The organism is Streptomyces sp. LS-MS-L19 (genome assembly GCF_058382285.1).
In genome coordinates this window covers 6909296-6921777 of the sequence record NZ_JBYCLL010000001.1, presented here as the reverse complement: position 1 = coordinate 6921777, position 12482 = coordinate 6909296, and the positions used below count along the sequence as shown (strand labels likewise).

The window sequence follows — 12482 nt, the reverse complement described above, 5'->3', positions numbered from 1 at the left end:
CGCACCTGATGTCCGCACTGAACACCCCCCTGCACGAGCTCGACCCGGAGATCGCCGCCGCGGTCGACGCCGAGCTGGACCGTCAGCAGTCCACCCTCGAGATGATCGCCTCGGAGAACTTCGCTCCGCTCGCGGTCATGGAGGCGCAGGGCTCGGTCCTCACCAACAAGTACGCCGAGGGCTACCCGGGCCGCCGCTACTACGGCGGCTGCGAGCACGTCGACGTGGCCGAGCAGATCGCGATCGACCGGCTCAAGGAGCTGTTCGGCGCCGAGTACGCCAACGTGCAGCCCCACTCCGGTGCCTCCGCGAACCAGGCCGCGCTGTTCGCGCTGGCCCAGCCCGGCGACACCATCCTGGGCCTGGACCTGGCGCACGGCGGTCACCTGACCCACGGGATGCGGCTGAACTTCTCCGGCAAGCAGTTCGACGTGGTCGCGTACCACGTGGACCCGGCCACCGGTCTGGTCGACATGGCCGAGCTGGAGAAGCTGGCGCGCGAACACCGCCCGAAGGTGATCATCGCCGGGTGGTCGGCGTACCCGCGCCAGCTGGACTTCGCGGAGTTCCGCCGGATCGCCGACGAGGTCGAGGCGTACCTGTGGGTCGACATGGCCCACTTCGCGGGTCTGGTCGCGGCGGGGCTGCACCCGAACCCGGTCGAGCACGCGGACGTGGTCACCTCCACCACCCACAAGACGCTGGGCGGACCGCGCGGCGGGATCATCCTCGCCAAGCAGGCCTTCGCGAAGAAGCTGAACTCGTCCGTCTTCCCGGGCTTCCAGGGCGGTCCCCTGGAGCATGTGATCGCGGCGAAGGCGGTGTCCTTCAAGGTCGCGGCCTCGGAGGAGTTCAAGGAGCGCCAGCGGCGTACGGTGGAGGGTGCGCGCATCCTCGCCGAGCGTCTGACGGCCGACGACGCCCGGGAGGCCGGGGTCAACGTGCTCTCCGGCGGCACCGACGTGCACCTCATCCTCGTCGACCTGCGCGAGTCCGAGCTGGACGGCAAGCAGGCCGAGGACCGTCTCCACGAGGTCGGTATCACGGTCAACCGCAACGCCGTCCCGAACGACCCGCGCCCGCCGATGGTCACGTCGGGCCTCCGGATCGGCACGCCCGCCCTGGCCACCCGCGGCTTCACGGCCGAGGACTTCGCCGAGGTCGCGGACGTGATCGCTGCGGCGCTGAAGCCGTCGTACGACGCAGACGCCCTGAAGGCCCGGGTCAAGGCCCTGGCCGACAAGCACCCGCTGTACCCCGGCCTCAACAAGTAGTTCCCCGGCGGGGGCACCCGACGACGTGTGCCCCCGCCCTTTGTGAAGGAGTTCCCGTGGCCATCTCGGTCTTCGACCTGTTCTCGATCGGCATAGGCCCGTCGAGCTCCCACACGGTCGGCCCGATGCGCGCGGCCCGTATGTTCGCCCGCCGCCTGCGCAACGAGGACCTGCTGCCGTCGGTCGCCTCCGTCCGCTGCGAGCTGTACGGCTCCCTGGGCGCGACCGGCCACGGGCACGGCACCCCGAAGGCGGTGCTGCTGGGACTGGAGGGGGCGTCTCCTCGTACGGTCGACGTGGCGACGGCGGACGACAGGGTGGCCGAGATCCGGTCCGAGGGCCTGCTGAAGCTGCTCGCCGAGCACGAGATCGCCTTCTCCTTCGACGACGACCTGGTGCTGCACCGGCGCAAGGCGCTCCCGTACCACGCGAACGGCATGACGGTGTGGGCGTACGACGCCTCGGGGGCCGAGCTCCTGTCGAAGACGTACTACTCGGTGGGCGGCGGCTTCGTCGTGGACGAGGACGCGGTCGGCGAGGACCGCATCAAGCTCGACGACACGGTGCTGAAGTACCCCTTCCGCACGGGTGACGAGCTGCTGCGCCTGACCAAGGAGACCGGCCTGTCGATCTCCTCGCTCATGCTGGAGAACGAGCGCGCCTGGCGCACGGAGGACGAGATCCGGGCCGGGCTCCTTGAGATCTGGCGCGTCATGCGGGCCTGTGTGTCCCGGGGCATGTCCCAGGAGGGCATCCTGCCGGGCGGTCTGCGGGTGCGGCGGCGGGCCGCCATGACGGCTCGTCAACTGCGGGCGGAGGGCGACGCGTTGGCCCACTCCATGGAGTGGATCACGCTGTACGCGATGGCGGTCAACGAGGAGAACGCGGCCGGCGGCCGGGTGGTGACCGCCCCGACGAACGGCGCGGCCGGCATCATCCCCGCGGTCCTGCACTACTACATGAACTTCGTGCCCGGCGCGGACGAGGACGGCGTGGTCCGCTTCCTCCTCGCGGCCGGCGCCATCGGCATGCTCTTCAAGGAGAACGCGTCCATCTCCGGCGCGGAGGTGGGCTGCCAGGGCGAGGTCGGCTCCGCCTGCTCGATGGCCGCGGGCGCGCTGGCCGAGGTCCTGGGCGGCTCCCCCGAACAGGTCGAGAACGCGGCCGAGATCGGCATGGAGCACAACCTGGGCCTGACCTGCGACCCGGTCGGCGGACTGGTCCAGATCCCCTGCATCGAACGCAACGGCATGGCCGCGGTGAAGGCGGTCACAGCGGCGAGGATGGCCCTGCGGGGGGACGGCTCCCACAAGGTGTCCCTCGACAAGGTCATCAAGACCATGAAGGACACGGGGGCGGACATGAGCGTGAAGTACAAGGAGACTGCGCGCGGGGGGCTGGCGGTGAACATCATCGAGTGCTGAGGGGCGGGGTTCGGGCAGCCCCTGCGTTCACGGTGGTGCAGGTGTCCCAGGACCTGTTCGCTACGATGCCCCGCCGGTCCAGGCCGGCGGGGCATCGTGGTCGGGTTGTCGGTCGGGTCAGCTGATGTAGCCGGCCACGTCCGCGAGCACGTTGGTGGTGCTGTTCGTGTAGAAGTCCACCTTGCCGTCCGAGCCGACGGGCACGATCACCTGGTTGGCGATCGTCCTGCCCTGGGCCCAGTTCAGGTTGGAGGCCGTCGGACGGCTGCCGCCGTCGGCCCAGGCGGTGAGGTAGCCGCTGCCGGTGGTGCCGGTGACGGTGACGGTCAGGACCACGGCCTTGACGCCGGTGGACGGGATGGCGTCGCGGCCCGAGATCTGCACGGCCAGCGTCTTGCCGGAGCCCAGCGCCGTCGTCTGGCGCGTGTCCAGCAGGCGCAGCGGGGTGACCGTCTGGAAGGTCGCGCCGCTGGTGGAGAAGTAGCCGGAGACGTCGGCGATCACGTGGCTGGTGCCGTGCACGTAGATGCTGACGTTGCCGTCGCTGCCGATCGGCACGGTCACCAGGTTGGGGATGGTGGTGCCGGTGGCGGACCAGTTGACGTTGGACGCGGTCGGGCGGGTGGCGCCTTCGGGGTAGGCCTCCAGGTATCCCCCGCCGACGGTCTGGGTGGCCGTCAGGTTGAGGACCACCGAGGTGGCGCCGGTCGGTACGCCGCCATGGCCGCGGACCTTGAGGCTGATCACCGCGTTGGTGATCTTGCTGGTGGTGGAGATGCCGACCTTGGAACGGGTGTCCAGCAGACGGGCCGGGGTCAGGGCCGTGTACTTGGAGCCGGTGGTGCCGCTGGTCCAGTAGCCCTGGACGTCGGCGATCAGGTGGGTGGTGCTGCTCGTGTAGAGGTCCACGACCCCGTCGGCGGCCACCTTCACGGTCGCCGACGCGGCGATGGTCTGGCTCGCGCCGGTCCAGTTGAGGTTGCTGGTCGACGGCTTGCTGGTGCCGTCGGCCCAGGCGATCAGCGAACCCGAGCCGGTGGTGCCGGTGACCGTCAGGTTGAGCACGACGGCGGTCACGCCGCTGCTGGGGATGCCCCCGGCGCCCTCGACCTTGACCGGGGCGGTGCCGCCCGCGACCAGGGGCTTGGTGCTCGGAAGGGAACTGAGGCCCCAGCCGGTGCCGTTGCGGGTGTCCAGCAGGCGCTTGGGGCTGCTGAGCGCGTGGAAGGTGGAGGCGCCGGTGGCCGCGCTGCCCTGGGCCGGGCACAGGGCGGAGGTCAGGCCGGCCTCCCTCGGTGAGCCCAGGCCGGTCACCTCGTCGTAGCCGGCCGTGGCCGTGTAGCCGGTGGCGTAGACGGAGTTGTTGCCGCTGGTGACGTCCCAGAAGTCCGTCGGGTAGCTGCCGCGCGCGGCCCGGTAGAGGGCGTTGTTGAGGAAGCCGACCCGCCCGTTGGCCTGGCAGGCCGTGCCGGCGTTGGCCTGGACGACCGCGGCGGCCCAGGTCGGGGCCGCGGCACTGGTGCCGCCGACGATGCCGGGCACAGGGCTGGAGGATTCGCTGTCGTCCTGGAAGTAGACCGGGTACCCGTCGGCCGGGTCCGCCAGGGCGGAGACGTCCGGGACGGCCCGCTTGGCGGTGGTGGCGACACCGCCCTGGTAGACGACGGGCGCCCAGCGTGCGGAGACCCCGCCGCCGGTGCCGCCGTCGGCGTTGCCCCAGGTCGTCTGGGTGCTGGTGCTGCCCGAGGTGGTCATCGTGGTGCCGCCGACCCCGGTGACGTAGGGCTGGCTGGCGGGGTCGTCGACGGCCTTGGCCGTGGAGCCGGTCGCCCGGTAGCAGTCGCTGGAGCCGTCGTCGCCCGAGGCGGCGACCACGCTCTGCCCCTGGGCGGCGGCCTCCGCGAAGACGGTGTTCTCGGCGTTCGCGGTCGCGCTGCTCTCGACCGCCTCGCACTCACCCCAGCTGGTGGAGATGACCTGCGCCTGGTCGTCGGTGACCATCCGCTGGTAGACGTCGAGCACGTTCTGGTCGGTCGCGGACTCGGCGTCCGGGCCCTGGTAGTCGATGACGCTCGCGCCGGGCACCAGACCGATCAGGTCCTCGATGTCGAGCGCCGACTCCACGCCGTCCGATCCGTCGGTGGCCGGCGCACCGGCACCCGACGTCGTGTCGACGTACACACGGGACACCGGGGTGTTGGTGCCGATGCAGGACTGGTAGGCGGCGATGCTGGCGGCGTCGACGTTCTCCAGCTCGAACACGGCCACGGTCTGCCCCGCACCGGCGGTGGCGGAGCTGGTCATCCCGTAGGCGCCGGCCAGCTTGCCGGGGCTGTAGTAGTCGGTGCCGTCGGTCAGGCCCGAGCCGGTGAAGTCGGCGCAGAGTGCCGGGGTGTACCCGTCGGCGGTCGCCGCGCCCGCACCGCGTCCGGAGACGGCCGAGGCGGTGGCGGAGGTGTGCCTGCTGGTGCGACGCACCGCGGAGTGGTGGCTGCTGATGGTGTTGATGCTGCTGAGGCCGACGATCCCGGTCACCGAGGACGCCACGTTCGCGGGCAGCGCGGGGGCCGAGGTGTTGAGGTAGTCGGTGGTGCCGTCCTTGAGGCGGACGTCGCGGAAGCCGGTGCCGAAGGCGTGGGACGCCTGCGCGGCGGTGGCGGTGACCGGGATGGACAGGCCGTCCGGGCTCACCTTGCCGGGAGTCAGACCGGCCGCCTTCAACGCCCGGGAGACTCCCGCGACGGTGGCCTGCGTAGGACCGAAGACCGAGGCGAACTGCCCCTTGGCGAGGTAGTGGTGGTACTGGGCGTTCCCCGGTGTGGACACCGCGGTGACGAAGTCCGCGAGCGACCGCGGGTCACGCGGGGCCAGGTTCACGCTGAGGTGCAGCCGGGTTCCCGACGCGGTCGTGCCGGTGACCGTCGCACCCGCCGGGACACGCGGTGCCGCCCCTATTCGCTTCGGTGGGTTCGATCCGGCCGTTCCCCCCTGGGCGACCGCGCCCTGGGCGGTCGCGGTGAGGACGAGCAGAGCGACGGCGGCGGTGGACGCCGCCGTGATCACTCTCGGCCGTCTGCCGGTCTTGACCGCCGCGTGCTCGGGACGTCCCGGCGCGGCGTGGGCCCTCTTGGCCATGCGGAATTCTCCTAGGGAACTGACACATCGTCACACCCGTGGTGGGGACGATGGTCGAAGTGTGCATTTCCTATCAGGACACGACAGTTGGAGTCTCTGTTCGCCAAGGAACCATGAGCGGATCTTTACGCCGTCGTGGCGACCCCCGGCGGGAGTTCAGCGGACGTCGACGTAGTCGGTGACCCGGGGGCTTCTCAGGTAGTGGTCTCCGGTCTGGCGGCTGAGGGCGAGGGCCCAGGTGCCGTCGCGTCCGGCGGTCACCATGCCGACGAGGTGGCCGTGCCGGTCGGAAGCGAGGTCGGTGACGTAGTGGTACGTGGTGGAGCCGCGGGGGCGGAAGTAGAGGGACGGTGCCGCGCCGGAGAGCGGCTTCCAGGTGGTGCCGTTCCTGTACTGCAACGTGCCCGCGAAACGGATCGGCCGGCCCTTGCGGACCGGGTCCGGGGTGGCGTGGAAACCGGTGACGCGGGTGGCGTAGCGGTAGAGGTGGACGGGTTTGGTGGTGCTGGTCGCCAGGTCCGGGTTGCCGTTGAAGCGGGCGCGCCAGTACGCGGTGCTGTCCGGGGTGGTGAAGGTGCGGGCGAACGTCTCCTCGAACTGGGGCTTGTTGTAGCGGATCTTGAGGGGCAGGGTGGCGGCGTTCTTCCAGCCGCTCTTGCCGTCCTGGGAGTACTGGAGGGTGACGGTGGGCTTGGCGGGCCACTTCGCGCGGGGATCCTCGAAGTAGACGTAGCCGGCGGCCGCGAGGGACGAGTCGTCGTTGAGGCTTGCGCTCACGCCGATGTGCGTGGTGTAGGCGACGTGGAGGCTGAAGGGTTCGGTCGCCTGCTGCTGGAAGGGCAGGTCGGCGTTGGCCGCGTAGATCTCGGCGTTCGGCGCCGGGCCGTCCGACGGGACGTGCAGGGTGTAGGCGCCCTGGCTGTCCGTGGTGGTCTCGCCGATCAGGTGGCCGGTACCGGCCTCGTCGATGCCGATCGGGGTGTGCGGCAGCGGTTGCCAGCCCGCGCTGGTCTGGATCTCCGCGCGACCGGTGACCGTGCCGGTGGCGCCCTGCTTCAGGTTCAGGGCGTGAGTGCTCGCAGTGAAGCGGACGGGCGCCTGGGCGGTCTGCACGAACTGCTCGGGCGTCTCCAGGTCGATCGCGCCCGGGTAGTCGTCGGACGCCTGGGGCGTGGCAGACACGTACATGGTCGTGTACGTGGGCACGAAGGTGGTGTCGAAGCGCCCGTCGGCCGCGGTGGTCGCGGTCAGCCGGCCCCGCCAGGTGTCGATGAGGACGGGTACGCCGGCGGCGGGCGTGCGGGTGCCGGGGTGGCGGGGGTCCTCGGCGAGGGCGGTGCCGCTGACGGAGACCTGCTGGTGGAGGTAGTCCGGCGCGCTGGGGGTGACGGACAGGTCGGGGATCGTGACGACGGTCCGGTACTCCAGGTCGTACGGGGAGAGGGCGCCGGTGAGGGTGGCGCCGGAGGCGTCCTGGAGGTCGACGGTCACCCGGTAGTCGCCGAGGTCGGGCAGGTGGACCGGTGCCTGCCAGATGCCTGACGTCGCGTCCGGTCCGGAGTACTGCGTGAAGTCCTCGGTCGATCCGGCTTCCGGTGCGTCGGCCGGTGCGTCCAGCGGGAAGAAGTGGGCCGTGATGTGGGTGAGCGGGCTGTCGGAGTGCGCGGTCACGCAGATCAGTCCCGGCCCGTGGCAGCCGTCCGCGCCGACCAGGACGGGGCCGCCGGTCGCGTCGTCCGCCTGGGCGGGAGCAAGGCCCGTGAGCAGGGTGGCGGACAGGGCGGTCGCCGTGGCTGCCGCGCGGAAGGTGCTGCGTCTCAAGGGGTTTCCTCGTGAGGTCGAGTGGATGACGGCGTGACAGGTGGTGGCCGTGCGGGCGAGGATGTAGGTCAACCGGCTTCCGACGAGCGCAGCACGTGCCGCAGGAGTTCCCCGTCCGTCCTCGGCACCATCAGGTCGTACGTCCCGTCGGCGGTGGCGAGTTCATAGCGGTCGAACTTGCGCGCCATCGGCGCCTTTCCGGCCGCGGGCTTCAGCTGGAACGGCGGGTTCAGGGTCGCGGTGCGGTCGCCGCGACGGTCGCTCCAGACCGGCGCCTGTCCGGGGGTGAGCCGCAGATACCCCTGCCGCAGCCGGTCGATGCTCCTGCCCTGGCCGATGGAGCGCGTCACCACACCGCCGAGGTTCTTGGTGAAACCCACGACCTGCAGCGTCCGGCCGTTGTCGTAGTCCTCGATGTCCTGCGCGGGCGTACGGCGCCGGATCCATGTCCAGCGCAACAGCACGTCCAGCACGGTCCGCGTACCTGCGGCGCGCCGTGCCTGGAGTGTTCCCTGTCCCATCGGCCCCCTGCCTTCGTCCTGGCGCAAGGTACCTCCCAGGTGATCGCCGACAGGCAAAGGGAGGGGCAGGATTCACCGATCAAACGATCAAACCCGCAACGGCTCGAGCCATGGGCGCAGGAACTGCTGAGGCCGCCCGCGCGGCCGGGTCTCGGCTGCACGGGCGGTCGTCGGGGTCGGGCGGGATCAGAGGTGCTGCTCCGTGGCCCTGAGGCGGTCGTACTCGTCCTGGCGCTCGTCCTTGATGTACGCCGGGATCGGGAAGTCCCACCAGCCGGGGACCCAGGGGCCCGCGGCGTCGCGGTCCGTGGGGACCTCGACCAGGGCGGGGGCGCCGGACTGGACCGCCTTGCGCAGGGTCGGTTCCAGGGACGCGGCGTCGGTGACCTTCCACGACTCCAGCCCGAAGGAGCGGCCCAGGGCCGCGAAGTCAGGGCTGTACGGCGAGCCGTCGGGGTGCGAGAACTCGACGCCGATGTGGCGCGAGGTCTGCTTGCGCTGGCCGCCGCGGATCGACATGTAGCCCGCGTTGTTCTGGACCACGAAGATCACCGGGGCACCGGCGGTGACGCTCAGGGCTATCTCCTGGGAGGTCATCAGGAAGTCGCCGTCGCCCAGGACGCACACGACCGGGCTGTCCGGTCGGGCAAGCTTGGCACCGACGGCCGCCGGGATGGCCCAGCCCATGGAGGAGAAGCCGCCGGAGGTGAGGTGGGTGCGCGGGGAGTAGACCGGGAAGGTCTGCTTGACCGCTCCCTGGGTGTTGCCCGAGCCCGCGACGATGATCGCGTCGCGCGGGAGCACGTTGCGCAGGGCCCCGAGCGGGCGCTGGGAGGTGAACGGGAAGCGGTCGCTGTCGCGGCGCCCTGCGAGCTTCTCCTCCCAGTCCCGCTTGAGGCTCGCGAGTTCGGTGAGGTACTCCGAGCGGTCGACGCCCTGGGAGGGCAGGGAGTCGACGATCGCGGCCACGGCCCGCTGGGCGTCGGCGACGATGCCCACCTCGGCGGGGTAGTTCTTGCCGATCTCGTGCGGGTCGATGTCGATGTGGATGAGCTTCGCGGGCGGGATGGAGAAGCTGATGCCCTTGGCGTAGCTGGAGGCGGACCAGTCGGTGAAGCGGCAGCCGACGGAGATCACGACATCGGCGGAGCTCGCGATCGCGTTGCCGGTCATCGTGCCGGTCTGGCCGACGCTGCCGGCGAACAGCTCGTGGTCCTCGGGGAAGGCGCTCTTGCCGTTCCAGGTGGTGACCACCGGGATCTGCCACCGTTCGGCGAGCGCGAGGACCTGGTCGGAGGCCTCGGAGGTGATCGCGCCGCCGCCGACCACGATGACCGGCCGGGTCGCCGCGAGCAGCACGTCCACCGCGCGTTCCACGGCTTCCGGGTCGGGGTGCTGGCGGCCGACGGGGATGCGCCGCTCCAGGTCGTGGAGTTCGACGTTCGCGGCCTCGGCCTGTACGTCCATGGGGACTTCGAGGTGCACCGGGCCGGGGCGGCCGGTCAGCATGGAGTTGAAACAGCGGTGCAGGACGAAGGGGAGCTCCTCGACCCGGGTGACGACCCAGTGCCGTTTGCTGACGGCCTCGGCCACCTTGGGGAAGTCGTTCGCCGTGTAGCGGTCGAGTTCCTGGAGCAGTCCGTGGCCGCGCATGTGGGTCGGCGGGCCGCCGGTGACGACGAGGACGCTGGTGGAGTCGGTGAACGCGGTGCCCATGCCGATGACGGTGTTGCTGGCGCCGGCGCCGATGGAGGTCACCGCGGCCTGCGGGCGGCCGGTGACGCGGTAGTAGCCGTCGGCGAGGTGGACGGCGCTCTGCTCGTGGAAGGTCTGGATGAAGGGGATCCTGGACTCGTCGTCGAGGAAGGCGTCGGTCAGTGACCAGATGCCGTGGCCGGGGATGCCGGCGACGACGTCGACCCCGTAGTTGCGCAGGGTCCGCGCGACGATCTGGCCTCCGGTGAGGACGGGCATGTCGGGTTCCTTTCGGCGGTGGCTCAGGCGGAGGTGCGGGCGGAGGTGTGGGCAAAGGTGCGGGCGGCCCAGGCGAAGCCCTGCGTGCACAGGCGGGTGACGTCCGGGTTCTGGAGGTCGTCGAGGTCGTGTCCGACCGCGCTGTAGAAGACGCGGCCCCGGCCCCAGGTCCTGGTCCATGCCTGAGGGATCGTCTTTCCCTCCAGCCAGGGCAGGTGTTCGCCGGTGAAGGTGGTCTCGGCCAGGACGTGGTTGTTGGGGTCGACGGACATGTAGTACTGCTCCGAGGCGACCCGGAAGTCCTTCACGCCGGCGGTGACCGGGTGGCCGGTGTCCGTGACGGTGACCTGGTAGGGGTACTTCACGCCTTCGCCGGCGGGGTGTTCGAGGAAGCTGCCGCCGATCAGCCAGTGGTACTTGAGGCTGGTGCGGAACGCGGCCGCGGCGCCGTGCCAGGCGGCGATCCCGGTGCCGTTCTCCACCGCGCCCAGCAGGTTCGACTCCTGGGCGGCGGTGAGCCCCTCGGAGAGCAGGGCGTTGTTCCAGTTGAGGGCGATGAGGTCGTAGCCGGTGAGGTCGGCGTCGAGCGAGAAGATGTCGTTGGTCTCGTCGACGTCGAAGCCGAGGTGCTTGAAGATCGGCAGGGCCCATTCCTCGGCCACCTGGTAGGGCTTGTGGCCGGGCCAGCCTCCGTACAGATACAGAACGCGGGTCATGCGGTGCTCCCTGAGGTCGTACGGGCAAGGGCTTCGGCGCGGCTGCGCAGACGCTCGGCCACCTCGATGGCGTCGCCTTCCGGCGCGGTGGACTTGCGCTCCGGTTTGGCGGTCAACAGGTACACCAGACCCACGGCCGAGACGATGAGGAACCCGATGAGTGCGATCCACCGGTCCACGAAGGGGGTTCCGGAGTCACCGGTCGGCCAGGCGAGGAGAACCATGCCGAGTACGCCGTAGGTCAGGGCCGCCACGGTCACCGCGAAGCCCCAGCGGCCCAGCGTCCAGGCTCCGGCGGGGCGCCAGCCCTTCAGGCGCATCCGCAGGGCGGCCAGTACGACCATCATGAAGGCCCCGTATCCGGCCAGCATCTGGAACGCCGCGATCTTGGTGAGGGAGTCCGGCGAGTAGTAGACGAACACGAAGAGCAGCAGCGGAAGGACGTTCACGGCCAGCAACGCGTTCAGGGGGATGCGGTGCCTGCGGGTGATCTGCGAGAAGACGCGGGAGCCCGGGAACATGTCGTCGCGGGCGAAGGAGAAGACGATCCGGCTCGCGGCGGCCTGCTGGCTCATCACACCCGCGATGAAGGAGGTCATGATCACCGTGAGGACGGCCTTGGTGCCGACGGTGCCGACCGAGCTCTGGAGGATCGAGGGGATCGGGTTGGTGTCCTTGCCGGAGAGGATCGAGGCGAGGTCCGGCGCCGCGAGTGCGTACCCGACGAAGGCGAACAGCGCGGCCACGCCACCGACGGCGACGGTCAGCTGCATGGCCCGCGGGATGCTGCGGGAGGGGTTGGGGACCTCTTCGGCGATCTCGCCGCACGCCTCGAAGCCGTAGAAGAGGAAGAGCCCGACGAGCGAGGCGGCGATGAAGGCCATGACGTAGTTGTCGTGGGTGGAGCTGCTGGTCTCGAAGAAGACCGAGACGGAGTTGTGCCGTTCGAAGATCAGCAGGTAGAAGCCCACGAGGACGATGCCGATCAGTTCGGCGGCGAGTCCGATCTTCGAGATCAGGGCCAGGGTCCGGGTGCCGAAGCAGTTGCAGATCAGGCAGACGACGGTCACCGCGACGGCGATCCACAGGCGCTGGGCGGGAGTGGAGCTGATGGCGGGCTCGGCGGCGGTTCCGGCGAAGAGGCTGGCCGCGAAGTCCGAGCTGAACAGCGCGGTGCTGGTGATGCCGATGGTGATGCAACAGATGTACGTCCAGGCGTTGAACCAGGCATAGCGCCCGTTCCACAGCCGTCTGACCCACTGGTACAGGCCGCCCGCGAGCGGGAACTGTGAGACGACCTCGCCGAAGACCAGCGCGACGAGGAACTGCCCGGCGCCGACGATGCCGATCCAGAAGACGGACGGCCCGCCGGCAGTCGCCAGACCGACGGCGAAGAGGGCCACGACACCCACGAGGGGCGAGAGGTAGACGAAGCCGAGGGCGAAGTTCCCCCACAGGCTGACCTTGCGGTCGAACTTCTGCTCATAGCCGAGTACGGCGAGCATTTCCGCGTCCGCGGCCGAGGAGACGGGCTCGGGCACCCCGCCGGATCGGCCCAGGGGGGTGGATGCGGGCGCCGAGTGCGCCTCGTTGTCGGTGGCTGACATGTCGATCTCC

Annotated in this window: 8 protein-coding genes; 2 read left to right on the top strand and 6 right to left on the bottom strand. The window is 70.3% G+C overall.

Features of this window, described 5'->3' with window-relative positions; genetic code table 11:
* Positions 1 to 8: 8 nt before the first annotated feature.
* Positions 9 to 1274, top strand: coding sequence for a serine hydroxymethyltransferase (gene glyA, locus AC2XR2_RS31020; protein WP_491516860.1), 1266 nt, complete (start codon positions 9 to 11; stop codon positions 1272 to 1274).
* Positions 1275 to 1330: 56 nt separating this feature from the next.
* The gene (locus tag AC2XR2_RS31015; RefSeq protein WP_491516859.1) at positions 1331 to 2698 is read left to right on the top strand and encodes an L-serine ammonia-lyase; all 1368 of its coding nucleotides are present in this window, start codon (positions 1331 to 1333) and stop codon (positions 2696 to 2698) included.
* Between the two features lie 117 nt (positions 2699 to 2815).
* Here the strand turns inward: AC2XR2_RS31015 and AC2XR2_RS31010 are convergent, their stop codons facing one another.
* The 6 genes from AC2XR2_RS31010 to AC2XR2_RS30985 all read right to left on the bottom strand — a co-directional run bounded on the left by AC2XR2_RS31010 (position 2816) and on the right by AC2XR2_RS30985 (position 12472).
* The gene (locus tag AC2XR2_RS31010) at positions 2816 to 5833 is read right to left on the bottom strand and encodes a protease pro-enzyme activation domain-containing protein (RefSeq protein WP_491516858.1); all 3018 of its coding nucleotides are present in this window, start codon (positions 5831 to 5833) and stop codon (positions 2816 to 2818) included.
* A gap of 156 nt (positions 5834 to 5989) precedes the next feature.
* Positions 5990 to 7654, bottom strand: coding sequence for a hypothetical protein (locus AC2XR2_RS31005; protein WP_491516857.1), 1665 nt, complete (start codon positions 7652 to 7654; stop codon positions 5990 to 5992).
* 68 nt (positions 7655 to 7722) lie between these two features.
* Positions 7723 to 8175, bottom strand: coding sequence for a hypothetical protein (locus AC2XR2_RS31000; RefSeq protein WP_491516856.1), 453 nt, complete (start codon positions 8173 to 8175; stop codon positions 7723 to 7725).
* A 186-nt stretch (positions 8176 to 8361) separates the two neighbouring features.
* Positions 8362 to 10149, bottom strand: a complete 1788-nt coding sequence (locus tag AC2XR2_RS30995; RefSeq protein ID WP_491516855.1) for a thiamine pyrophosphate-binding protein — start codon at positions 10147 to 10149, stop codon at positions 8362 to 8364.
* Positions 10150 to 10172: 23 nt separating this feature from the next.
* Positions 10173 to 10865: a ThuA domain-containing protein gene (locus AC2XR2_RS30990; protein ID WP_449350695.1), complete on the bottom strand. Its 693-nt coding sequence runs from the start codon at positions 10863 to 10865 to the stop codon at positions 10173 to 10175.
* Complete coding sequence (locus AC2XR2_RS30985; RefSeq protein WP_491516854.1) at positions 10862 to 12472, bottom strand: APC family permease; 1611 nt, start codon at positions 12470 to 12472, stop codon at positions 10862 to 10864. Before AC2XR2_RS30985 ends, AC2XR2_RS30990 begins: the two co-directional genes overlap by 4 nt.
* Positions 12473 to 12482 lie beyond the last annotated feature (10 nt).

Coding starts and splice junctions, on each gene's coding strand:
- glyA (WP_491516860.1), top strand. CDS start 9: ATGTCCGCACTGAACACCCCCCTGCACGAGCTCGACCCGGAGATCGCC.
- AC2XR2_RS31010 (WP_491516858.1), bottom strand. CDS start 5,833: ATGGCCAAGAGGGCCCACGCCGCGCCGGGACGTCCCGAGCACGCGGCG.
- AC2XR2_RS31000 (WP_491516856.1), bottom strand. CDS start 8,175: ATGGGACAGGGAACACTCCAGGCACGGCGCGCCGCAGGTACGCGGACC.
- AC2XR2_RS30995 (WP_491516855.1), bottom strand. CDS start 10,149: ATGCCCGTCCTCACCGGAGGCCAGATCGTCGCGCGGACCCTGCGCAAC.
- AC2XR2_RS30990 (WP_449350695.1), bottom strand. CDS start 10,865: ATGACCCGCGTTCTGTATCTGTACGGAGGCTGGCCCGGCCACAAGCCC.
- AC2XR2_RS30985 (WP_491516854.1), bottom strand. CDS start 12,472: ATGTCAGCCACCGACAACGAGGCGCACTCGGCGCCCGCATCCACCCCC.